Source organism: Pseudomonas sp. SHLD1 (assembly GCF_028640935.1).
GTDB classification, from domain to species: domain Bacteria; phylum Pseudomonadota; class Gammaproteobacteria; order Pseudomonadales; family Pseudomonadaceae; genus Chryseomonas; species Chryseomonas aestiva.
Window position 1 is genome coordinate 1 of record NZ_JAQZAD010000006.1, and the last position, 23,163, is coordinate 23,163.

Here is a 23,163-nt window from a genome sequence, read left to right on the forward strand (position 1 = left end):
TACAGCATCCCAAGATGCTGTCAACCCCCTCCGCTTCATTTCGTCATCACCCTGAGGTGAAAACCGAATGGCGAAGAATCCGTGGACCCCCCGCCCGGCCCAGACCTAAGTGCTTGATTTTCAAGCCCCTTCAGCATCTGCGCCGGAAGTGGGGCGCATTATAGGGGAGTTTCGAGGCAGGTCAACAGGTTATTTTCAAAAAGCCAAAAAAGAAGGGGCTGCTCGCGCAGCCCCTTCTCTCATAGACCTTTAGGCCCGACCAATACGGCGGTTGCGCCAGAGGGTGGTGAAGGGTCCGGAGACGGCATAGGCCAGGAAGCCCAGCAACAGGACGCGCGGCGGGTCGGTGAAGACCACGGCGAAGACCAGCACGGCGATCAGGATGACCACAAAGGGCACCCGCCCTTTCAGGCCCAGGGTCTTGAAGCTCCAGTACTTGAAGTTGCTGACCATGAGCATGCCGGCAGCGGCCACCATCAGGGCTACCAAGAAGGAAAGCTTGGAACCCAGAATGCCGAAGTCGCTGAAGCACCAGACGGTACCGGCCACCAGGGCCGCCGCGGAAGGACTGGCCAGGCCAATGAAGTAGCGCTTGTCCACCGAACCGATCTGGGTGTTGAAACGGGCCAGACGCAGGGCGGCGCCTGCTACATAGATGAAGGCCACGGCCCAGCCGACATTGCCCAGGCCGCTCAGGGCCCACTGGAAGGCCAGGATCGCCGGCGCGACGCCGAAGGCGACCATGTCGGAGAGCGAATCGTACTGTTCGCCGAAGGCGCTCTGGGTGTTGGTCATGCGGGCGACGCGGCCATCCAGGCCATCGAGGACCATGGCGATGAAGATGGCGGCGGCGGCGGCCGAGAAACCCGCGGAGGCGATTTCGTATTGACCCTGGATGAAGGCGGTCTGGGCCGCGACACCCTTGATGATCGAATAGAGGCCGGCAAAGAGTGCCGCGGTAGTGAAGAGGTTGGGCAGCAGGTACACGCCACGGCGTCTGATCTTACGCCCCTGGGCGTCCTGCGTTTCCTCGATGTGTTCATCCACGGGGATGAGGCCGTCGGTGTTGGTGTTGGACGGGGTTTCTTCGGGACGCTCGCTCATGGACTTTCCTTGGGCATTACCTGACGGATTGGACTGACCTCTCGAGGATAGGGTTCAGCCTAACCTCTCATGCTAAGGCATTGCCGGGGTCGTGGGCAGTGCAATAAAAAACGCGGCCGAGGCCGCGTCTTTACCGTTCGTTACAGGGCTGACGCCCTGCCCGATCAGTTCTTGGTCTTGTCGACGATCTTGTTCGACGCGATCCAGGGCATCATGGCCCGCAGCTTCTCGCCGACCTGCTCGATCGGGTGAGCCGCGTTGTTGCGACGGTAGGCGGTCATGGAGGCGTAGTTGGACGCGCCCTCGGCCACGAACATCTTGGCGTATTCGCCGTTCTGGATGCGCTTGAGCGCATTCTTCATGGCGGCGCGCGATTCGGCGTTGATCACCTCGGGGCCGGTCACGTACTCGCCGTACTCGGCGTTGTTGGAGATCGAGTAGTTCATGTTGGCGATGCCGCCTTCGTACATGAGGTCGACGATCAGCTTCAGCTCGTGCAGGCACTCGAAATAGGCCATTTCCGGCGCATAGCCGGCTTCGACCAGGGTTTCGAAACCGGCCTTGACCAGCTCGACCGCACCACCGCACAGCACGGCCTGCTCGCCGAACAGGTCGGTTTCGGTCTCGTCCTTGAAGGTGGTCTCGATGATGCCGGTACGGCCACCGCCGACGCCGCAGGCGTAGGACAGGGCGACGTTCTTGGCATTGCCGGAAGCGTCCTGGTGGACGGCGACCAGGTCAGGGATGCCGCCGCCCTTGACGAACTCGGAACGCACGGTGTGACCCGGGGCCTTGGGGGCGATCATGATGACGTCCAGATCAGCACGGGGCACGACCTGGTTGTAGTGGATGGCGAAACCGTGGGCGAAGGCCAGGGTGGCGCCCTGCTTCAGGTTCGGCTCGATCTCGTCCTTGTACAGCTTGGACTGGAATTCGTCGGGGGTCAGGATCATGACCACGTCGGCGGAGGCGACCGCGTCCTTGACCGGCTTGACGGTCAGGCCATGGGCCTCGGCCTTGGCCACGGTGGCCGAGCCACTGCGCAGGCCGACGACGACGTCGACGCCGGAGTCCTTCAGGTTGCAGGCGTGGGCGTGGCCCTGGGAGCCGTAGCCGATGATGGCGACCTTCTTGCCCTGGATGATGGAAAGGTCACAGTCTTTGTCGTAGTAAACGCGCATTGCAGGTTCTCCTGGAAAAGGGGGTATCAGATGCTCAGGGCTTTGTCGCCACGGGAAATTCCGGTCACGCCGCTACGCACCACCTCGAGGATGGACGCGGCGCCGATCGCCTGGATGAAGCTGTCGATCTTCTCGCTGGTGCCCGCCAGCTGAATGGTATACACGCTGCTGCCGACATCGACGATCTGGCCGCGAAAGATATCGGTGGTGCGCTTGACCTCGGCGCGCTGGGCGCCGGTGGCCTTGACCTTGATCAGCAGGAGTTCGCGCTCGATGTGGGCGCTTTCGGACAGGTTGACCAGTTTCACCACCTCGATGAGCTTGTTGAGGTTCTTGGTGATCTGCTCGACCGTCTCTTCCTGGCCGATGGTGGTCAGGGTCAGGCGCGACAGGGTCGGGTCTTCGGTCGCGGCGACCGTGAGGCTTTCGATGTTGTAGTTGCGCTGGGAAAACAGGCCGACCACGCGGGACAGGGCGCCGGGCTCGTTTTCCAGCAGCAGGGAGATGATGTGTCTCATGTTCAGGTCCGCTCCGTCTTGCTCAGCCACATGTCGCGCATCGCGCCATCCTTGATCTGCATCGGGTAGACGTGTTCGGTGTTGTCCACGGCGATGTCGAGGAAGACCAGGCGATTCTTCATGGCGAAGGCCTCGGCCATCATCGGCTTGAGGTCTTCCAGACGCTCGATGCGCATGCCGACGTGGCCATAGGCCTCGGCCAGCTTGACGAAGTCCGGCAGGGATTCCATGTAGGAGTGGGAGTAGCGGCTGCTGTACTGCATGTCCTGCCACTGGCGGACCATGCCCAGGGCGCCATTGTTGAGGCAGACGATCTTCACCGGCAGGTCGTACTGCATGCAGGTGGAGAGTTCCTGGATGTTCATCTGCACGCTGCCTTCGCCGGTGACGCAGGCGACGTCGGCGTCCGGGAAGTTGAGCTTGACGCCCATGGCTGCCGGGAAGCCGAAGCCCATGGTGCCGAGGCCACCGGAGTTGATCCAGCGATTGGGCTTGTCGTAGCGGTAGTACTGGGCAGCGAACATCTGGTGCTGGCCCACGTCGGAGGTGATGTAGGCATCGCCCGCGGTGACGTCGTACAGGGTCTCGATGACGGTCTGCGGCTTGATGATGCTGCCGTCGCCCTTGTCGTAGGGGAACATCTCGCGACCGCCACGCCATTCCTCGATCTGCTTCCACCAGGCGGCCTGGCTTTCGGCGTGGGGCTTCTCGCTCAGCTCGCGGACCACGGCGACCATCTCGGTGAGGACACTGTCGACCGGACCGACGATGGGCACGTCGGCCTTGATGGTCTTGGAGATCGACGCCGGGTCGATGTCGACGTGGATGATCTTGGCGTTCGGGCAGAAGCGCGTGGCGCCGTTGATGACGCGGTCATCGAAACGCGCGCCCACGGCGAGGATGACGTCGCTGTGGTGCATGGCCAGGTTGGCCGGGTAGCTGCCGTGCATGCCGAGCATGCCGAGGAACTGGCGATCGCTGCCCGGATAGCCGCCGAGCCCCATCAGGGTATTGGTGACCGGCAGGTTGAGCAGGCGAGCCAGCTCGGTCAGGGCCGCGGAGGCGCCACCGAGGATGACCCCGCCACCGGCGTAGAGAACCGGGCGCTTGGCCGCCACCAGCATCTCGATGGCCTTGCGGATCTGCCCGGAATGACCGCGTTGCGCCGGATTGTAGGAGCGCAGCTTGATCTTCTTCGGATAGACGTATTCGAATTTCTTGGTCGGATCGCCCATGTCCTTGGGGATGTCGACCACCACCGGACCGGGACGCCCGGACTCGGCGAGGTAGAAGGCCTTCTTGAGGACTTCGGGGATCTCGGAGGGGTGCTTGATGATGAAGCTGTGCTTCACGATCGGCCGGGAGATGCCGACCATGTCGGTTTCCTGGAAGGCATCGGTGCCCACCATGTTGCTCGGCACCTGCCCGGACAGGACCACCATGGGGATGGAGTCCATGTAGGCGGTGGCGATGCCGGTGATGGCGTTGGTCGCACCGGGGCCGGAGGTCACCAGGACCACGCCGGCCTTGCCGGTGGCGCGGGCATAGCCGTCGGCCATGTGGGTGGCGGCCTGCTCGTGACGAACCAGGATGTGGTTGAGCGCCGGTTCCTTGAACAGGGCGTCGTAGATGTGCAGCAGGGCACCGCCCGGGTACCCGTAGATGTGTTTCACGCCCTCGTCGCGCAAGAAGCGGACGACCATCTCAGCGCCAGTTAATAGCTCCACGTATCACCTCATTCCACGCATGGCGAGCGCCCATTGGTGGACGCTCAAGGTTCGGTTGACTGCAAGGCAGAGCATGGGCGACGGTGGTCACCGACGATTCAGCTGCCTAGAAAGCCTTGTTGGAAGATTCCGATGAATGCTGGAGCTTCCACCCGACGCGAGGTAACGCGGTGCAGGGTATTTGACTGTGGCGGCGCGGGTAGGCACCTCATGGTCTGCCGAGCAGTCAGCTTTGGGCCGACTCGCTACAGCGAACTTTGGATTGTTCGCATTCGACCGGTGCAAGTCAAGCCGAAAGGTGCAACCGGGCGCAATCGGTCGTCGGCGATCAGTCGTGATGAAAAGGTCGACGTCTCCTCTTATAGTGAAGTCCTGTCCTCTCCCCTTCCAGGATTCCCATGCGCTCGATCTTCTGGCTTTCCGCCCTGGCTTTCGCCTGCAGCCTGTCCGTCCAGGCCGCGCAGGTCTACAAGTGGACCGACGACAAGGGCGTCACCCATTTCAGTGCCCAGCCGCCCGAGGGCCAGAAGGCCAACGAGGTGGACGTGAAGACGGCGCCGCAGATCAATGGCGGTGGCAATGCGCCCACCTACAAGATGCCCAACGGCGCCCAGCAGCCGTCGGTGTCCAACGATGCCCAGCAGCAGGAGCTGGATCGCCAGGTGAAGGCGCAGGTACGCGAGGAGCAGAACAAGCTCAAGGGGCAGTGCGACCAGGCGCGCCAGAATCTGGCGCAGCTGCGCAACAATCCGCGCATCCTGGTGCAGTCCGGTCGTGGCGAGACGCGGCGGCTGAGCGAAGAGGAACGTCAGCAGCGGCTGGCCGAGACCCAGCTGTCCATCGAGCAGAACTGCGGCAAGTAGCTCAGGGGCCTTCGATGATGCGGTCGAATTCGGCCAGGGACGCGAGCAGGGACAGGACCGGATCGAGATTGCCCTGGTAGACCATCTCGGCCATCGGTCGGATGCCCGAGCGCGCCGGCAGGACCGCATCGCTTTCGATGATCAGCTTCATCCGTGGCACGAAGATCCACTGCAGCCACTGGGCGAAGCTCAGGGTATCGACGCAGAAGGGCTCCTGGCTGGCCAGGGCCTCGGCGCTTGGCGCCTGCGCCGACCACCAGCCGAGCAGGCGCAATTCACGCTCGATCTGCAGCAGCTGATCGGCCAGGGCGGGCAGGCGCTCGTCCATCAGGTACCCACCTGCGCCTTCTGCCGGGCCAGGGCGGCCCCGGAGGCATCGCCCTGGGCTTCGCGGGCCTGGGCGATCAGCTGCCAGAGACTGGCCTGCAGGGCCGGACGACCATTGGCATAGGTCAGGGCGCGACGGGCCAGTTGCTCGCCCTGGGCGGGATCGTTCTGCGCCAGGCGCACCTGGGCCAGGCGATAGAGCACCTGGGGCTCGCGGGGGGCGATGCGCATGGCGCGCTCCAGACTCGAGGAGGCGCCGTTGAGATCGCCACCACCCTGCTGTTGCTGGGCAGTGGTCAGCAGGGCCAGCACCGGACCGTCGAGCTGCTCGTCGGCAGCCAGGCCGCCGCCCGTGGAATTGCTGCCGGAGGGGATACCAGTCGGTGCGCTGTTGGCAGCTGCGGCGCCCTGAGTGGCGGGCGGATAGACCGGCTGCGAATAACTCGGCTGCACCGGCGCCTGGACGGGCGGCGCGCTGGGACTGGACGAGGTGATCAGCGGCGCCGAGGCCGCCGGTGCGGCATAGGTCTCCAGGGGCGCGGAACTGCCACCCGGCACCATGACGGTCACCCCGGCATCGGCCGGCGCGCTGGGCGCTGCGGCCACCGGAGCCTGGCGCTGCGCCGGCAGGGGCCGGTTGTTGCCCTGGCGATAGAGTTCGCCGTTGGATACCGGACCGCCGGAATCGACCACGGGGATGGCGCCACGCTGCGGCGCGGCGCAACCGGCGAGGAGAACACCGGCGATCATCACCGGCCAGACTGCTTTCGTCACCTTGGGACCTCTCAATTCAACCAACCCTTGACCCAATCCATGACCGGACTGCCGCTGTTGCCGTTGCCGTTGCCGTTGCCGCCGGCGGCGGCGGGTGCGGCCGGTGCACCACAGGAGGCGCCCGGTGGCGGCTCGCTGCCGCGAATATAAGGCATCTGCACGGCATTGGGACACGAGGGATCCGTGCCGCGGCCGGTGGTGGCATCGACCCAGGCCTGGGTGATGTTTTCCGGCACCGGCATATCCAGGGAGACCGGATCGGCGCGGCGCATGAAGTTGCTCCAGACCTGCAGGGCGCCGGTGGCACCGGTCAGCGGTGTCTTGCCGTTGTCGTCACGACCCAGCCAGACCACCGCCAGCAGATCCTGGCTGAAGCCGGAGAACCAGCTGTCGCGGGAATCGTTGGTGGTACCGGTCTTGCCCGCCAGGTTCACGCTGGTGGGGATCTGGTTGTAGACCGAGCGGCCGGTGCCCTCGCGCATGACACGCTGCATGGCGTACTGCACCAGATAGATGGCGCCGGTATCGAAGCGCTGCTCGATCTGGAACGGATAGCGCTTGAGCGGCTCGCCATTGGCATCGAGCACACTGCGGATGCTGCGCAGTGGCGTATTGAAGCCGCCGTTGGCCAACGTCTGGTACATGGTCGCCACTTCCATGGGCGTCAGGGCGCCGGCGCCGAGCAGGGTCGCCGGATAAGGTGGCAGGGCGCGACTCACACCCAGGCGCTCGACGGTCTTGAGCACCTCGGGCAGTCCCAGGTCCAGGCCCAGGCGTGCCGTGGAGAGGTTGTAGGAATGCGCCAGCCCCTGATAGAGGAAGATGGTGCCGTGCGCCTTGTGCTCGTAGTTCTGCGGCCGCCAGACTTGGCCGTCGGCGCCTTTCACCGAGAAGGGCTCGTCCTGGATCAGGGTGGTCAGGGTGTACTTGCTGGGGCGTTCCAGGGCGGTGAGATAGACCGCCGGCTTGATCAGCGAACCGACCTGGCGCACCGCATCGAGGGCACGGTTGTAGCCGGCGAAGCGCGGATCGCGACCGCCCAGCAGCGCCTGGACCTCACCGGTTTCCGGATTGGTCACCACCATGGCCGACTCGACGTTTTCCGCACCCTTGCGGCCATCGATGCGCTTCATGGCCTCGCCCATGGCCGCTTCGGCCTTGGTCTGCAGGATGGGGTCGAAGCTGGTGAAGATGCGCAGCCCTTCCTCGGTGAGGTCTTCGTCGCGGTAGTCCTGCTTGAGCTGGCGCTTGACCAGGTCGACGAAGGCCGGGAAGGAGCTGTTGGTCAGGCTGCCGGCCTTGGTGATGCCCAGCGGGCGGGCCTTGGCAGCCTCGGCCTCGGTGGCGCTGACCACGCCCTGCTCGGCCATGAGGTCGAGTACCAGGTTGCGGCGGGCCATGGCGCGCTCGGGATAGCGACGCGGGTTGTAGTAGGACGGGCCCTTCACCAGACCGACCAGCAGGGCGACCTGATGCAGTTTCAGTTCGCTGAAGGGCTGGCCGAAGAAGTACTGGGCGGCCAGACCGAAGCCGTGGATGGCGCGCGAGCCATCCTGACCGAGGAACACCTCGTTGAGATAGGCCTCGAGGATCTCCTGCTTGCTGTAGTGCAGCTCCAGCAGCAGCGCCATCAAGGCTTCGGTGCCCTTGCGGGTGATGCTGCGCTCGTTGGTGAGGTAGAAGTTCTTGACCAGCTGCTGGGTCAGGGTACTGCCACCCTGGCGGACCTGGCCGCTGGTGGCGTTGACCCAGACGGCGCGAGCGATGGACTTGGGCGATACGCCATGGTGATGCCAGAACTCGCGGTCCTCGACGGCCACCAGGCCATCGACTAGGTGCGGCGGCGCCTGGTCGAGCTTGATTAGGATGCGATCCTCGTTATGCGCCGGATAGATGCCGCCGATCATCAGCGGCTCCAGGCGGGCCACGGCCAGGTTGCTGCCATCCAGGGCGCTGACGCCGGAGACGGTGCCGCCGGCGAAGCGCACGCGGATCGCTCGCGCCGGCTCGACGCCTTCGTAGAACTGGAAGCCACGGGTGTTCAGCTCGACCGTGGAGGCGCCCACGGAGACGCTGCCGGGGCCGTCCACGGTCTTCTCGCGGCGATAGCCGAGGGCATCCAGTTCGGTGAGGAAGTCGTCACGGCTGAGCTTGACGCCATTGAACAATTCCAGCGGTCGGGCATAGACCTTGGCCGGGATGGTCCAGCGCTTGCCGGAGAATTTTTCCTGGACCACGGCATCCAGATAGATGCATACGCCAGCCAGGGCTACCAGCGCGACCAGACCAAGCTTGACTGCCCAGCCGGACAGGCGGCGCCAGTCAAAGGTCTTGCGCTTGCGGGAACGAGAGGATCGGGGTCGCTTCATGGCGGCGCATTATACGCACTTGCCCGTTGGCCGACAGCGGCCCACAAGCGCTTCGTCAGCTGGGGTCAAAGGATGCCCCCTTCCCGGTGTCGTGGCTTGCGTGGACCGCCCTGGCAGCGATAATGCCGCCATCCATTTCCTACAAGGACCGCCCGTGAGCCAGCTCCTGATTTCCGCCCTGCAGAACCCGGCGCTCTATCCCCATCCCACCTCGGCGTTCCGGGTGATCGAAACCCATATTTCCTGGGTAGTGCTGACCGGCGAGGTCGCCTACAAGATCAAGAAGCCGGTGAATTTCGGTTTCCTCGACTTCACCGACCTGGAGGCCCGCGGCCACTTCTGCCGTGAGGAGCTGCGACTCAATCAGCGCCTGACCCGCGATCTCTACCGGGACGTGGTGGCCATCACCGGCAGCGAAGGTGCCCCCGAGCTGGATGGCAGCGGTCCGGTGATCGAATACGCCCTGCGCATGCGCGAATTCCCCCAGAGCCAGCTACTCAGCGAAGTGCAGCAGCGCGGCGAACTGACCGAGGCGCACATCGATGCCCTGGCCGCCCAGATCGCCCGCTTCCACCTGGCAGCGCCCCAGGTGGCGACCGAGCATCCGCTGTGCACCCCGGACGCGGCCATGGCGCCGGTACGGCAGAATTTCGAGCAGATCCGCGCCATGCTCGGCGAGGCGGCCGACCTCAAGCAGCTCGACCAGCTGGAAGCCTGGGCCGAAGCCAGCTACGCCCGCCTCCTGCCGCTGTTCGAGGCCCGCTGCCGGGACGGCTTCATCCGCGAATGCCATGGCGACATCCACCTGGCCAACGCCACCCTGCTCGACGGCGAGGTGGTGCTGTTCGACTGCATCGAGTTCAACGAGCCCTTCCGCCTGACCGACACCATGGGCGATGCCGGCTTCCTGGCCATGGACCTGGAAGACCGTGGCCTCAAGGCGCTGAGCAACAGATTCGTCAACGCCTACTTCGAGGCGACCGGCGACTATGCCGGTCTTGCCCTGCTCTACTTCTACAAGGCCTATCGCGCCATGGTGCGCGCCAAGATCGCCCTGTTCCGCCTGGGCCAGGCCGAGGAGCCGGCGCTACGGGCCGAGATCCTCGCCAGCTATCGCAGCTACACGGCCCTGGCCGAGGGCTACACCCAGGTGCCTCAGCCCTTCGCGGCGGTGATGCACGGCGTCTCGGGCATCGGCAAGAGCACCGTGGCCCTGGCCCTGGTCGAGGCGCTCGGCGCCATTCGCCTGAGATCCGATGTCGAGCGCCAGCGCCTCTATGTCGATAGCGACGAAGCCACCCGTTACAGCGCCGCAGCCGGCGAAGCCACCTATGCGCGACTGCACGAGATCGGCGCCCAGGTGCTGGCGGCCGGCTATCCGCTGGTGCTCGACGCCACCTATCTCAAGCAGGCCCAGCGCGCCGCGGCCCAGGCCCTGGCCGAAGCCCAGGCCGCCCCCCTGCTGATCATCGACTGCCAGGCGGACGACGAACTCATCGCCCGCTGGCTGCAGGAGCGCCAGGCCGAGGGGACCGATCCCTCCGAAGCCACCCTTGCGGTGGTGGCGGCCCAGCGCCAGGCGCAGGATCCGCTCGAACCCGCCGAGCAGGATCGGGCACTGGTGGTGGAACTGGAGCGCGCGGGACAGCTGGAGGCCCTACCGGCTCGACTGCTGCGCCGCCTGGGTCGCGCGCCGGTCTGACCGCGACCTCCCGGGAGGCAGAACAAGCGTTCCGTCACAGCTCGCGGAGTTGTGGATTTACGGTCGCCGACGAGCGGCTTATCGTGCGACCCACGTCACAACCTCTGCGTAACAAGAAGGAATTGGCACCATGTACCTCATCGGCGATCAGCCTCCCTATGTCGATCAGCTGCGTCAGGCGCTGCAGGCCATTCCGGCGCGGCTGGTCAGTGGTGTGGCGCCGAGTCGGCAGCCCCTGCAGCTGAGTCCCGCCGCCCTGCTGCAGGACTGGATGCGCAATGACGAGGTCTATCTGATCCAGCGCGGCCCGCTGCGGGTGGTGCTGGATCAGCGGGCACTGTTCCAGCTCGGCGAGGGCGATCTGATCGGCCTGGGGCGCACCCTGGATCTGCCGCCCCTCAACTACGAAGGCGAGGCCGACGTGCGGGTGCTGCCCTATGACCGCGAGACCTTTCTCGCGGCGGCCACCGCCACACCGGTCCAGCGCGATGCCCTGCTGAGGTACATGCTGGGCCAGCAGTCGCTGCTGGCCCAGGCGCTGATCCGGCTCAAGCCGCCGGTCACCCAGCCGGCGACCGGCTTCCGTCGCTATGCCGCCGGCGAGGTCATCATCCGCCAGGGCGACTCCGCCGAGCATGTCTTCGTCATCACCGAAGGCCATGCCGAGGCCTGGGTGGATGGCTGCAAGGTCGGCGAGGTCTGCCAGGACGAGATCGTCGGCGCCCTGGCGGTCTTCACCCATACGCCGCGTACCGCCAGCGTCATCGCCAAGACCGTCTGCACCGTGCTGGTGATTCCCCAGGATCAATTCGTCTCGCTGATGGAGACCACCCCGCGCATCGCCCACAGCCTGATCGAGAACATGGCGCGCCATATCGATACGCTGAACAAGGAAGTCACCCGCCTGCGCAGTGCCCCGGAGCGCCCCACTAGCAGTAATTAAGAAATATTCTCGAATACGCTTGACGATGGAATGAGAATTGTTATTATTCAACTCAGCCGGTCGCGAGATCGGTCGATAACTGGAGGTCCAGCAGTGGTCTTCGGGTTATCTCCTCATCAGGCTAATCACGGTTTTGGACCCGGCTCTGCCGGGTCTTTTTTTGCCTGAAATCCGGCGCTAGCGTCGATCCAGCACGGGCGGCGCACGTTCTGGCAGTCGTTCCTCACCCAGGACATAGGCCGCCTGCAGCTGCGCGACGGCCCGCGCTGCGCTGGCGGTATCGCGAGCATGGACCAGCCCCAGCGGCCGATCCTGATCCACCCGCTCGCCGGGCAATGCCAGATCAGCCAGGCCTACGGCGGGGTCCACCTCATCTTCCGGGCGCTGTCGACCGCCACCCAGTTCGACCACCAGCAGCCCGAGGGCGCGGGTATCGACCTGCTGCACCCAGCCCGGGCGTGCAGGATGGACGGCGCGCACCACCGGAGCCCGAGGCAGATGCTGCCAGGGCCGCTCGGTCAGGTCGGACGGACCGCCCAGGGCCTGGTTCATCGCCGCGAAACGCGCCAGGGCGGCGCCGCTCCGCCAGGCCTCCAGCACCAGGCGCTCGGCCGCGCTGGCATCGCCGGCCAACCCGGCCAGTTGCAGCGCTTCCCCGGCTAGCGCCTGGATCACCTGCCAGAGGCGCGCGCTGCGCACCTCGCCGGCCAGCAGGGCGATGGCCTCTTCCACCTCCAGGGCATTGCCGGCGCTGCGCGCCAGGGGCTGGCCCATGTCGGTGACCAGGGCACGGGTACGGACCCCTGCCGCTTCGGCGACCTCGACGATGCTGTCGGCCAGGCGCAGGGCGGCTTGCTGCTCGGCCATGAAGGCGCCGCCGCCGGTCTTGACGTCCATGACCAGCACGTCCAGGCCGGCGGCCAGTTTCTTGGCCAGGATGGAGGCGGTGATCAGGTCCACCGATTCCACCGTGGCGGTGACGTCGCGGATGGCATAGAGGCGCCGATCGGCCGGGGCCAGATCGGCGTCCGGACCGACGATGGCGCAACCCACCTCGGCCACCACCTGGCGAAAGCGCGCCAGGCCGGGACGGATGCGATAGCCGGGAATGCTCTCCAGCTTGTCGAGGGTGCCGCCGGTATGGCCCAGGCCGCGCCCGGAGATCATCGGCACATGGCAGCCACAGGCGGCGAGCAGCGGCGCCAGCACCAGGCTGGTGAGATCGCCCACGCCGCCGGTGGAATGCTTGTCCACCACCGGCCCCGGCAGGTCCCAGTGCAACACCTGGCCGCTGTCGCGCATGGCCAGGGTCAGGGTGGTGCGCTCCGCAGCGGTCATGCCGCGCAGCAGGGTAGCCATGGCGAAGGCGGCGATCTGGCCTTCGCTGAGGCTGTCATCGACGATGCCGCTGACCAGGCGCTGGAGGTCCGCAGCGGACACCTCCAGGCCATCGCGCTTCTGGCGGATCACTTCCTGGGCGAGCCACATGGGCGGACTCCTTAGAAGTCTTCGAAGGCGCCGGGCAGCAGCTCGGCCAGGGTCCAGGTACGGGTACGGCCGGGTTCGCTGCCGCTGCAGACGATGGTCGCGTCGGGCGCCATCAGCTCCAGCAGCACCTGGCGGCAGGCGCCGCAGGGACTGATCAGGGGGACGCCCGGCGCATGGATGGCCATGGCGGTGAAGCTGCGCGGCGGCAGGCCCCGGCTGATGGCGGCAAACAGGGCGCTGCGCTCGGCGCAGTTGGTCAGGCCGTAGGAGATGTTTTCCACGTTGCAGCCATGGATGACCTCGCCTTCGGCGGTCAGCAGGGCGGCGCCCACGGGAAATTCCGAATGCGGACAGTAGGCGCGCTCGGCTGCAGCGACCGCTTCCGGAAGCAGTGCGGCCAGGTGCGCAGGCAGGTTGGTGCTCATGTCAGTCTCCAGATCAGAATTGATAACCCACCCCCACATAGTAGCCCCAGCCGTTGGAGCGACCCTCGAAGGCGCCCTCGCCAAAGTTCAGCTCGGTGCCGTCGCGCCAGTTGCCGCCATTGTGGAAGTGCCGCGCGGCGAACATGAAGCGCAGGTGGGTGAAGGCATAGAGCAGCACATTGGTGGACACGGTGGCATTGGCCGTTCGACCCGGCTCGTCGCCCAGCTTCGAGCCGAAATCGAAGTTGGTGAAGCCGACATAGGTCAGGGAGGCGCCGTTGTCGAACCTGGCCAGCGGCCAGATGTACTTGAGCTGGGCCCGATAGCCGTCCCAGGAATTCTCGTTGGCGGCGCCATAGTTTTCCCATTGGCGACGGCCGTACAGGTTGGCGGACAGCAGTACTGGGGTATGGGTCTCGATGTCGGTACCTAAGCCGGCGTAGAGGGTGTTCTGCCGACTGGCCTGGCTACTGCCGTGGTCGTAGATCCAGTCAAAGGCCAGGTACCACTCCTTGAACGGCCCGAAGGCCAGTGAGCGGCCGGTGAGCTGATCGAGGGAAATCCGCGGCTCGTGCTCCATGAACAGGGGTGAACCGCGGTCCCAGACGCCGGAGTCATGGCTGTTGCCGATGCCCAGCACCCTGGGCACGTCGATGTAGCCATAGAGTTCGAAGGGCCCCTTGCGGCCGAAGTACTCGTACTCCAGATAGACGTCATCCACGGGCTGCGGGCCGAAGCTGATGTCCTTGCTGCCGATCAGGGTCAGATCCTGGTTGTACCAGGACGACAGATAGGGGGAGCGATTTTCCGTCTGTTGCGCGGCAGGACTGGCGGTCTCGCCCTGGGCGCTGTCGGTAGCGACGGCGGGAGCGGCCAGCAGCTGGGCGCTGCAGCAGAACAGGAGCGGTAGCGCGCCGAGGCGCGCGCGACGGAGGCGGGAAAACGTCATGAGAGGGGGTCCTGAACGAAAGCCTTGAGAAGCCGCGGACAACGCGTGGCGGCGAAGCAGGCGCACGCCACGGTCATCCGCTGTTACGTTTTGGCGCACCCAGGCCAGCTGTGCACCATAAAGTGGACCGGATGGTCCAATCGACATCGACCTAGAGGCCGATGAAGAAGCCGGCCAGGGCCGCGCTCATCAGGTTGGCCAGGGTGCCGCCGAGCATGGCGCGCAGGCCCAGCTGAGCCAGTTCGTGACGCCGCTGGGGGGCGATGCCGCCCAGGCCGCCGAGCTGGATGGCGATGGAAGAGAGATTGGCGAAGCCGCAGAGGGCGAAGGTGACGATGACCTGGGTGTGCGCCGAGAGCGGCTGGACGCCAGCCGCCGCCGACTTGACCGGGTCCAGGTAGGTCGAGAGATCGGCGTAGGCGACGAATTCGTTGAGCACCAGCTTCTGGCCGATGAAGCCACCGGCCTGCACCGCCTCGCTCCAGGGCACGCCGATGAGGAAGGCCACCGGCGCCAGCAGATAGCCCAGTACCAGCTGCATGCTCAGCTGCGGCAGGCCGAACCAGGCGCCGCACCAGCCGAGGATGCCGTTGAGCAGGGCGATCAGGGCGATGAAGGCCAGCAGCATGGCACCGACCGCTAGGGCGATGCGCAGGCCGACCTGGGCGCCTTCCGCAGCTGCGTCTATGACGTTGGCCGGGCGCTCTTCCCCTTCCCCCAGGGTCTTCATGGCCTGGTCGCGCGGCTGCTCGGTCTCCGGCTCCATCAGTTTGGCCATCAGCAGTCCGCCCGGGGCGGCCATGAAGCTGGCGGCAATCAGGTACTTGAGTTCCACGCCCATGCCGGCGTAGCCCAGCAGCACCGAACCGGCCACCGCGGCGAAACCGCCGACCATGATGGCGAACAGCTCCGAACGGGTGAGATCGGCGATGAAGGGCCGCACCACCAGCGGCATTTCCGACTGGCCGAGGAACAGGGTCGCGGTGACCGTGGTGGATTCCACCCGGCTGGTGCCGAGCAACGCGTGTAGCGCTCCGCCCACCAGGCGGATGATCCAGCCCATGATGCCCAGGTAGTAGAGCACCGCGATCAGGCTGCCGAAGAACACGATCAGGGGCAGCACCCGCACGGCGAAAACGAAGCCGCCGTTACCGAAGTACTCGAACATCCTCGGCCCGGCGAGGCCGCCGAAGAGGAATTCGATGCCCTTGTCGGCATAGAGCTGCAGCGAAGAGACGGCCCCGGAGACGCTGCCGAGCACCTGCTGGCCCCAGGGAATGTAGAGGACGAACAGACCGAGTCCCGCCTGCAACAGAAAGGCCGCGAGCACGGTACGCACGCGAATGGCGCGCCGCTGGCGGGAGAAGAGGATGGCGATGGCCACCAGCAACAGCATGCCCAGCACAGAGATCATCAAGAGACTCCTGACAGGATCGCCCGATAGCGGCGATCAATGGGCGATATCCGTAAGCAAGGCGCCTGCCAGATCCTGTCCAGGCGATCAGCTTTTTGTGACTGCCCAGTCAGCGAGGCGTAGCGGTCGGTCCAGTTGCAGACCTGCGGGCGAGAGCAGTGCCCCATAAGCCAGCACCTGCACGCCCTGCCGACGGGCTTCGCCCAGGGCCAGGGCATAGGCGGCATCGATTTCCGCCGCCGGGCGCACCGCCTCGATGCCGTCGAGCAGCACGCAATAGAGCAGCACCGCCCGCTCGCCGGCCGCGGCCAGGGCCGCCAGCTCGCGCAGATGGCGGGTCCCGCGGGTGGTCACGGCATCGGGAAAGGCGGCGACCGTGGTGTCGGCAAAGCCCAGGGTGACGCTCTTGACCTCCAGGTACAGCGGCCCCGCGGGATACTCCAGGCGGAAATCGGCGCGACTGTTCTCCAGCCCGTAGGCCACCTCCCGGCGCAGGGCGGTGAAGCCGGCCAGCTCGGGAATGCCGCCTGCCAGCAAGGCCTCCTCCACCAGGCGATTGGCACGGGCGGTATTGATGCAGGCCAGGCGCCCATGATCCGTCTCGACCAGTTCCCAGGTGCCGGGCAGCTTGCGCTTGGGACCGCTGGCGCGGCTGAACCAGACGCGGGCTCCCGCCGGCTGGCAGTGGAGCATGGACCCGGTATTGGGGCAGTGCAGGGTCAACACTTCACCGCTGGCGGTCTCGATATCGGCGAGAAAACGCTTGTAGCGGCGCAGCAGGCGACCCTCCTCCAGGGGCGGATCGAATCTCACCGGGCACTCCAGCGCTGCAGGCCCTGGGCGATGCGGGCGACGGCCTCTTCCAGGCGCGGCAGCGACTGGGTGTAGGCGAAGCGCACATGGGTGTCGGCACGGTGGCGACCGAAGTCCAGGCCGGGGGTGATGGCCACGTGCTCGGTCTCCAGCAGGAACCGGCAGAAGGCATAGGCATCGCCGCCGAAGGCGGAGATGTCGGCATAGAGATAGAAGGCGCCCTGGGGCTCGACGGCGATCCTGAAGCCCAGGTCGCGCAGCGCTGGCAGCAGGTAGTCGCGACGACGGGCGAATTCGGCGCGACGCTCCTCGAAGATGGCCATGGCCTCTGGGGTAAAACAGGCCAGGGCCGCCTGCTGCGCCACGGTGGAGGCGCTGATGTAGAGATTCTGCGCCAGCTTTTCCAGCTCCGGCACGGCGGCGGGCGGCGCCACCAGCCAGCCAAGGCGCCAGCCGGTCATGCCGAAGTACTTGGAGAAGCTGTTGAGCACGAAGGCCGAATCGTCCACCTCCAGCACGCTGGGGGCGTCCAGGCCGTAGGTCAGGCCGTGGTAGATCTCGTCCACCACCAGGTGACCGCCACGCGCCTTGAGGGCGGCCGACAGCCCGGCGAGCTCGTCACGATCGAGCAGGGTGCCGGTCGGATTGGCCGGCGAGGCCACCAGGGCGCCCACGCTGTCCGCCTGCCAGTGCCGCTCCACCAGCTCGGGCGTGAGCTGGTAGCGGGTGTCGGCGCCGACCGGGATCAGCTGGGCCGCGCCCTCCACCAGGCGCAGGAAGTGCCGATTGCAGGGATAGCCGGGATCGGCCAGCAGCCAGTGCCGTCCGGGATCGACCAGCAGGGCGCTGGCCAGCAGCAGGGCGCCCGAGCCGCCGGGGGTGATCAGCACCCGCTCCGGATCCAGGTCGATGCCGTAGCGCTCGCCATAGAAGGCGGCGATGGCGCGGCGCAACTCCGGCAGGCCGCGTGCCGCGGTGTAGCGGGTCTGACCGGCGGCCAGCGCGGCCTGGCCAGCGGCGACCACTGGGGCGGCGGTGGTGAAATCGGGCTCGCCGATCTCCAGGTGGATGACGTCGTGCCCGGCGGCCTGGAGCTGGTTGGCGCGCTCCAGCAGGGCCATCACATGGAAGGGCTCGATGGCCTGGCTGCGTGCGCTGTAGGAATTGGACATGGACGGGGTCCGAACTTGTGGCGAAGGCGGGATTCTAACCAAGGCTTCGCAGACCGGCACCCGCCGCGTCGGCAAGGAGCGGGAGGCCAGTAGTAGCGCCCCCTGGAAGCTTCTGGTAAGTTCGCCGGCTTGCATCCGCAGGGCGACTGGCCAGTCGAGAACATATTCAGCCTGGCGTCGGCATTGCGCGGGACGTCATCGGCAGCCACAGACCCCGGGCGTTCCAACATGGAGAGGCCTGGAAACGCATCCAGCCTGTGGACAGGATCAGCGAAAGTGAGAGGGTCAATCATGCCCAGCGAAGCAAATCAGCAGAACAATCATCTGGCCCGTGGCTACGAACCCTACCAGCCTGCCAAGGGCGAGGAATACATGAGTGAGCGCATGCGCGCCCACTTCACCGGCATTCTGAACAAGTGGAAGCAGGAACTGCGCGAAGAAGTCGATCGCACCGTGCACCACATGAAGGAAGAAGCGGCCAACTTCGCCGACCCGGCCGACCGCGCGACCCAGGAAGAGGAATTCAGCCTGGAACTGCGTGCCCGCGACCGCGAGCGCAAGCTGATCAAGAAGATCGACGAGACGCTGCAGCTGATCGAAGACAACGAATACGGCTGGTGCGACTCCTGCGGCGTGGAAATCGGTATCCGCCGGCTGGAAGCCCGTCCGACCGCCAGTCTGTGCATCGACTGCAAGACCCTGGCCGAGATCCGCGAGAAGCAGACCGGGACCTGAGTCCTGCTGCCTCACCGACGAGGGCGCTACGGCGCCCTTTGTTCTGTTCAGATTTTGGTTTTTCCGGCATTCACAGGATGAGCTATGTCCAGGCGCCCCTATGTCGGCCGTTTCGCCCCCACGCCCAGCGGCTATCTGCACTTCGGCTCGCTGGTCGCCGCCCTAGCCTCCTACCTGGATGCCCGCGCCGCGGGCGGGCAGTGGCTGGTGCGCATGGAAGACCTGGATCCGCCACGCGAGGTCCCGGGCGCCCAGGCGGCCATTCTCACTACCCTGGAAGCCTATGGCTTCGAATGGGACGGCCCGGTGCTGCGCCAGAGCGAACGCCTGGACGCCTATCGCGCGGTCATCGCGCAGTGGCTGGCCAGCGGGCTGGCCTATGCCTGCGACTGCTCGCGCAAGCAACTTGAAGGCAGTGGCGGGCTCTACCCCGGCTACTGCCGCAATCGCGGGCTGCCGGCGACCGACGCCGCCATCCGCATCCGCGTCCCCGAGCTGGACTACCGCTTCGTCGACCGGGTGCAGGGCGAATTCCGCCAGCACCTGGGACGCGAGGTGGGCGACTTCGTCATCCAGCGTCGCGACGGCCTGATCGCCTACCAGCTGGCGGTGGTGATGGACGATGCCCTGCAGGGCATCACCGACGTGGTGCGGGGCGCCGACCTGCTGGACTCCACGCCGCGCCAGCTCTATCTGCAGGAATTGCTCGGCCATCCGGCGCCGCGCTATCTGCACGTGCCGCTGCTGATCCAGCCCGACGGCCACAAGCTGGGCAAAAGTTACCGCTCGCCGCCGCTGCCACCCGAACAGGCCGGCGCCCTGCTGGTACGCGCCCTGCGCGCCCTGGGCCAGCCGACCCAGCCGGCGCTGGCCGAGGAGCCCCCGACCCGGGTGCTGGCCTGGGGCGTCGCCCACTGGGACGCCACGCTGATCCCGCGGGTGCCCCACCTGGCCGAAGCCCAGCTGCCGGACTAGTAGTTGGGCCAGAGTCCGGGCGTCACCAGTTCCAGCAGGTGCCCGTCCGGATCGCGGAAATACAGGCTGACCGCCCCACGTGGCCACTGGGTGCGTTCCTCGATGGCGACCCCGGCGGCTGCCAGGTGCGCGATCCAGGTGTCCAGTTCATCCGCCGCGATCGCCAGGGCCAGGTGCTGACAGCCCTGGGCGCCGTGCGGAGGAATGCAGCCGCCCGGCAACCTGACGGGTTGCTCGGTAGTGCCCCGCTGGAACAGCAACAGCACGCTGGCGCCCACCGCATAGGCGGCCAGACGGTCGTCGGTGAACAGAGGCGCCAGGCCCAGCACCCTCGTCATAGAAGCGCCGGGCCCTGGGCAGATCGGCGGCATAGAGCGCGGTTTCCAGCACGGCAGCGAGGCGGGGCCTGGTCATCGAGGATCTCCAGCGGGCAAGGATGCCGTCACGGTAGAAGCCTCCCTCTCCGGGGTACAGCGCTTTTGCTTTACCATGGCGCCATCGCCGTTCGGGAACCGCGCATGTACATCTACCGGCTGGTCCTGCTCCTCGTGGTAGGCATCTATCTGTTCTCCCCCGCCATCATGGATTGGTGGATCGCTCCCAGCGGCGCCTGGTATCGGCCCTACCTGCTGTGGCTCATCCTCATCGTGGTGACCTTTATCCTGCAGAGCCAGCGCGATGCCGACGAGCTTTAGTCTGTCCCAACTGGTCCTGATCAGCGCCGGTTACCTGCTGATCTTCTTTGGCGTCGCCTGGATGACCGAGAAGGGCTGGGTGCCGCGCCGGCTGGTGCGCCATCCGCTGATCTACACCCTGTCGCTGGGCGTCTATGCCAGCGCCTGGGCCTTCTATGGCACCGTGGGCCTGGCCTACGACTACGGCTACGGCTTTCTCGCCTATTACCTGGGGCTGTGCGGCGCCTTTCTGCTGGCGCCGGTATTGCTCTATCCCATCCTGCGCCTGACCCGTGCCTACCAGCTGGCGTCCCTGGCCGATCTCTTCGCCTTCCGTTTCCGCAGTACCTGGGCCGGCGCCCTGACCAGTCTGGGCATGCTGATCGCCGTGCTGCCACTGCTGGCGCTGCAGATCCAGGCGGTGGCCACCAGTACCGGCATCCTGGTGCAGGCCCGCGCCCAGGACGCCCCGGCGCTGGGCTTCTGCCTGCTGATCACCCTGTTCGCCATGCTCTTCGGCGCGCGCCAGATCAACTCCAAGGAGCGCCACGAGGGCCTGGTGGTGGCCATCGCCTTCGAATCCCTGGTCAAGCTGCTGGCCCTGGGCATCGTTGGCAGCGTCACCCTCTATACCGTGTTCGGCGGCCCCAACGGCCTGGAGACCTGGCTGCAGCAGAACCAGAGCGCCCTTTCCACCCTGCACACCCCGCTGCAGGAAGGCCCCTGGCGGATCCTGCTGCTGGTGTTCTTTGCCGCGGCCATCGTCACCCCGCACATGTACCACATGGCCTTTACCGAGAATCTCAGTCCCCAGGCGCTGGTCAGCGCCAGCTGGGGCCTGCCGCTGTTCCTGCTGCTGATCAGCCTGGCGGTGCCGCCGATTCTCTGGGGCGGCCTGGCGCTGGGTTCGCCGACGCCGCCGGAGTACTTCACCCTGGGCGTGGGCCTGGCACTGGACAATCCGCTGCTGGCGCTGGTGGCCTTCGTCGGCGGCCTGTCGGCAGCCAGCGGCCTGATCATCGTGGTGACCATGGCGCTGTCGGGCATGCTGCTCAACCACATCGTGCTGCCGCTCTACCAGCCACCCACCGACGGCAACATCTATCGCTGGCTGCGCATGACCCGGCGCCTGCTGATCGCCGCCATCATCCTCGGCAGCTACGGCTTCTACCGCCTGTTGCAGGGCCATGGCGATCTCTCCAGCCTGGGCATCGTCTCTTTTGTCGCCACCGTGCAATTCCTGCCTGGCGCGCTGTCGGTGCTCTACTGGCAGACGGCCAATCGCAAGGGCTTCATCGCCGGCCTGCTGTGCGGCCTGGGCCTGTGGTTCCTGAGCATGCTCATGCCGCTGGTGGCCGACATCAATCCGCTGCACATCGGCGTCTTCAGCTATCGCATCAGCGCCAGCAACTGGCACCTCGCCGCCGTGGCCTCGCTGACCGTCAACGTGCTGGTGTTCGCCTTGGTCTCGCTGTTCACCGAAGCCAGCGAAGAAGAGAAGAGCGCCGCCGAGGCCTGCGCGGTGGACAACGTCCGTCGTCCGCAACGCCGCGAACTGGCGGCCAGCTCGCCCCAGGACTTCGCGGCCCAGCTGGCCAAGCCGCTGGGCGCCAAGACCGCGCAAAAGGAAGTCGAGCGCGCCCTGGCCGACCTGCTGCTGCCCTATGACGAACGCCGCCCCTATGCCCTGCGCCGGCTGCGCGATCGCATCGAGGCCAACCTCTCGGGCCTGATGGGCCCGCGGGTCGCCCAGGACATCGTCGAGACCTTTCTGCCGTTCAAGGCGGAAAGCGAGGCCTATGCCACCGAAGACATCCACTTCATCGAGAATCGCCTGGAAGACTACCAGTCGCGCCTGACGGGTCTCGCCGCCGAGCTGGACGCCCTGCGCCGCTATCACCGCCAGACCCTGCAGGAGTTACCCATGGGCGTCTGCTCCCTGGCCCGCGACCGCGAGATCCTCATGTGGAACCGCGCCATGGAAGAACTCACCGGCATCGACGGCGCCCGGGTGGTGGGCTCGCGCCTGAGCGCCCTGCCCGATCCCTGGCAGGACCTGTTCGAGCGCTTTCTCGCCGAACCGGCACAGCAGCACCTCTACAAGCAGCGCCTGCCCCAGGAGCACGAGCAGCGCTGGCTCAACCTGCACAAGGCGACCATCGACGAACCCCTGGCGGTGGGCAGCAACGGCACGGTGCTGGTGGTGGAAGACATCAGCGAGACCCAGCTGCTGGAAGACCGCCTGATCCACTCCGAGCGCCTGGCCTCCATCGGCCGGCTGGCCGCGGGCGTCGCCCACGAGATCGGCAACCCGGTCACCGGCATCGCCTGCCTGGCGCAGAATCTGCGCGAGGAGCGCGAAGCGGACGAAGAGATCGACGAGATCAGCAGCCAGATCATCGAGCAGACCCGCCGCATCACCCGCATCGTCCAGTCGCTGATGAGTTTCGCCCACGCCGGTGGCCGCCAGCAGGCCCACGAACCGGTGTGCGTGGCCGAGGCGGCCCAGGAGGCCATCGCCCTGCTCTCGCTCAATCGTCAGAGTGTAGACGTCGACTTCTTCAATCTCTGCGACCCGGAACACCTGGTGCAGGGCGATCCCCAGCGCCTGGTGCAGGTGATGATCAACCTGCTGTCCAACGCCCGCGACGCCTCGCCCGCCGGCGCGCCGATCCGGGTGCGCAGCGAGGCCCACGGCCAGACCGTGACCCTGAGCGTCGAAGACGAAGGCAGCGGTATTCCCAAGGCCATCGTCAGTCGACTGTTCGAACCCTTCTTCACCACCAAGGATCCGGGCAAGGGGACAGGGCTTGGCTTGGCGCTGGTCTATTCCATCGTAGAAGAGCATTATGGTCAGATAATGATCGATAGTCCTACCGACCCCGTGACCGGCCAGGGCACCCGCATTCGGGTACTGCTGCCGCGCTATCTCGGGTTGCCGGAGGCGCCGTGACGGACCCATCCGCCTGCTGGATGGATCTGCTAAAGCATTCGGAAGTCCAGACGACCG

The 23,163-nt window shown here is 66.2% G+C and carries 21 protein-coding genes; 7 read left to right on the top strand and 14 right to left on the bottom strand.

Translation table 11 applies throughout. The features are described 5' to 3' along the window. Positions 1-249 precede the first annotated feature (249 nt). The 4 genes from pssA to PVZ77_RS00030 all read right to left on the bottom strand — a co-directional run bounded on the left by pssA (position 250) and on the right by PVZ77_RS00030 (position 4,530). Positions 250-1,104 (bottom strand): CDP-diacylglycerol--serine O-phosphatidyltransferase, encoded by an 855-nt coding sequence (pssA, locus tag PVZ77_RS00015; RefSeq protein WP_273805806.1) that lies wholly within the window; start codon positions 1,102-1,104, stop codon positions 250-252. Between the two features lie 164 nt (positions 1,105-1,268). After that, on the bottom strand, positions 1,269-2,285 hold the full coding sequence (gene ilvC, locus PVZ77_RS00020; RefSeq protein ID WP_007159689.1) for a ketol-acid reductoisomerase: 1,017 nt from the start codon (positions 2,283-2,285) through the stop codon (positions 1,269-1,271). A 26-nt stretch (positions 2,286-2,311) separates the two neighbouring features. Beyond that, the gene (gene ilvN, locus PVZ77_RS00025; RefSeq protein WP_007159690.1) at positions 2,312-2,803 is read right to left on the bottom strand and encodes an acetolactate synthase small subunit; all 492 of its coding nucleotides are present in this window, start codon (positions 2,801-2,803) and stop codon (positions 2,312-2,314) included. Positions 2,804-2,805: 2 nt separating this feature from the next. Continuing rightward, positions 2,806-4,530, bottom strand: coding sequence for an acetolactate synthase 3 large subunit (locus PVZ77_RS00030; RefSeq protein WP_133861908.1), 1,725 nt, complete (start codon positions 4,528-4,530; stop codon positions 2,806-2,808). 398 nt (positions 4,531-4,928) lie between these two features. On the opposite strand from PVZ77_RS00030, the gene PVZ77_RS00035 reads away from it, so the two are divergent. Next, complete coding sequence (locus tag PVZ77_RS00035; RefSeq protein WP_273805805.1) at positions 4,929-5,393, top strand: DUF4124 domain-containing protein; 465 nt, start codon at positions 4,929-4,931, stop codon at positions 5,391-5,393. A 1-nt stretch (position 5,394) separates the two neighbouring features. On the opposite strand, the gene PVZ77_RS00040 is transcribed toward PVZ77_RS00035, so the two are convergent. From PVZ77_RS00040 to mrcB, 3 genes are read right to left on the bottom strand one after another with little or no spacing between them, the layout of a single operon-like run. Next, the gene (locus PVZ77_RS00040) at positions 5,395-5,721 is read right to left on the bottom strand and encodes a YqcC family protein (RefSeq protein ID WP_273805804.1); all 327 of its coding nucleotides are present in this window, start codon (positions 5,719-5,721) and stop codon (positions 5,395-5,397) included. Further along, complete coding sequence (locus PVZ77_RS00045; protein WP_273805823.1) at positions 5,721-6,470, bottom strand: tetratricopeptide repeat protein; 750 nt, start codon at positions 6,468-6,470, stop codon at positions 5,721-5,723. Before PVZ77_RS00045 ends, PVZ77_RS00040 begins: the two co-directional genes overlap by 1 nt. Before the next feature lie 35 nt (positions 6,471-6,505). Continuing rightward, positions 6,506-8,863 (bottom strand): penicillin-binding protein 1B, encoded by a 2,358-nt coding sequence (mrcB, locus tag PVZ77_RS00050; RefSeq protein ID WP_273805803.1) that lies wholly within the window; start codon positions 8,861-8,863, stop codon positions 6,506-6,508. Between the two features lie 154 nt (positions 8,864-9,017). On the opposite strand from mrcB, the gene PVZ77_RS00055 reads away from it, so the two are divergent. Then, positions 9,018-10,565, top strand: coding sequence for a bifunctional aminoglycoside phosphotransferase/ATP-binding protein (locus PVZ77_RS00055; RefSeq protein ID WP_273805802.1), 1,548 nt, complete (start codon positions 9,018-9,020; stop codon positions 10,563-10,565). Positions 10,566-10,695: 130 nt separating this feature from the next. Next, positions 10,696-11,508, top strand: a complete 813-nt coding sequence (locus PVZ77_RS00060; RefSeq protein ID WP_273805801.1) for a cyclic nucleotide-binding domain-containing protein — start codon at positions 10,696-10,698, stop codon at positions 11,506-11,508. Positions 11,509-11,685: 177 nt separating this feature from the next. On the opposite strand, the gene deoA is transcribed toward PVZ77_RS00060, so the two are convergent. The 6 genes from deoA to PVZ77_RS00090 form a co-directional block, all read right to left on the bottom strand. Continuing rightward, the gene (gene deoA / locus PVZ77_RS00065) at positions 11,686-12,996 is read right to left on the bottom strand and encodes a thymidine phosphorylase (RefSeq protein ID WP_273805800.1); all 1,311 of its coding nucleotides are present in this window, start codon (positions 12,994-12,996) and stop codon (positions 11,686-11,688) included. 11 nt (positions 12,997-13,007) lie between these two features. Beyond that, positions 13,008-13,421 carry a cytidine deaminase gene (locus PVZ77_RS00070; protein WP_273805799.1) on the bottom strand — a complete coding sequence of 138 codons (414 nt, stop codon included), beginning with the start codon at positions 13,419-13,421 and terminating at the stop codon, positions 13,008-13,010. A 13-nt stretch (positions 13,422-13,434) separates the two neighbouring features. Next, positions 13,435-14,370, bottom strand: coding sequence for a nucleoside-specific channel-forming protein Tsx (locus PVZ77_RS00075; RefSeq protein WP_273805798.1), 936 nt, complete (start codon positions 14,368-14,370; stop codon positions 13,435-13,437). Between the two features lie 151 nt (positions 14,371-14,521). After that, positions 14,522-15,784, bottom strand: coding sequence for a NupC/NupG family nucleoside CNT transporter (locus tag PVZ77_RS00080; protein ID WP_273805797.1), 1,263 nt, complete (start codon positions 15,782-15,784; stop codon positions 14,522-14,524). Positions 15,785-15,871: 87 nt separating this feature from the next. Further along, on the bottom strand, positions 15,872-16,597 hold the full coding sequence (gene sfsA, locus PVZ77_RS00085) for a DNA/RNA nuclease SfsA (RefSeq protein ID WP_273805796.1): 726 nt from the start codon (positions 16,595-16,597) through the stop codon (positions 15,872-15,874). Continuing rightward, on the bottom strand, positions 16,594-17,769 hold the full coding sequence (locus tag PVZ77_RS00090; RefSeq protein WP_273805795.1) for a pyridoxal phosphate-dependent aminotransferase: 1,176 nt from the start codon (positions 17,767-17,769) through the stop codon (positions 16,594-16,596). The genes sfsA and PVZ77_RS00090 overlap by 4 nt, the downstream gene beginning before the upstream one ends. A gap of 291 nt (positions 17,770-18,060) precedes the next feature. On the opposite strand from PVZ77_RS00090, the gene dksA reads away from it, so the two are divergent. Then, entirely contained in the window at positions 18,061-18,504 is a 444-nt protein-coding gene (gene dksA / locus PVZ77_RS00095; RefSeq protein ID WP_007159704.1) for an RNA polymerase-binding protein DksA, read from the top strand. An 84-nt stretch (positions 18,505-18,588) separates the two neighbouring features. After that, the gene (gene gluQRS, locus PVZ77_RS00100) at positions 18,589-19,479 is read left to right on the top strand and encodes a tRNA glutamyl-Q(34) synthetase GluQRS (protein ID WP_273805794.1); all 891 of its coding nucleotides are present in this window, start codon (positions 18,589-18,591) and stop codon (positions 19,477-19,479) included. On the opposite strand, the gene PVZ77_RS00105 is transcribed toward gluQRS, so the two are convergent. After that, complete coding sequence (locus PVZ77_RS00105; RefSeq protein WP_273805793.1) at positions 19,476-19,817, bottom strand: VOC family protein; 342 nt, start codon at positions 19,815-19,817, stop codon at positions 19,476-19,478. The two genes, gluQRS and PVZ77_RS00105, sit on opposite strands and share 4 nt — an antisense overlap. Before the next feature lie 180 nt (positions 19,818-19,997). Here PVZ77_RS00105 and PVZ77_RS00110 point away from each other — a divergent pair, with 180 nt between their 5' ends. Then, entirely contained in the window at positions 19,998-20,174 is a 177-nt protein-coding gene (locus PVZ77_RS00110; RefSeq protein ID WP_007159707.1) for a hypothetical protein, read from the top strand. Beyond that, positions 20,158-23,106, top strand: a complete 2,949-nt coding sequence (locus PVZ77_RS00115) for a sensor histidine kinase (RefSeq protein ID WP_273805792.1) — start codon at positions 20,158-20,160, stop codon at positions 23,104-23,106. The genes PVZ77_RS00110 and PVZ77_RS00115 overlap by 17 nt, the downstream gene beginning before the upstream one ends. Positions 23,107-23,163: the final 57 nt, after the last annotated feature.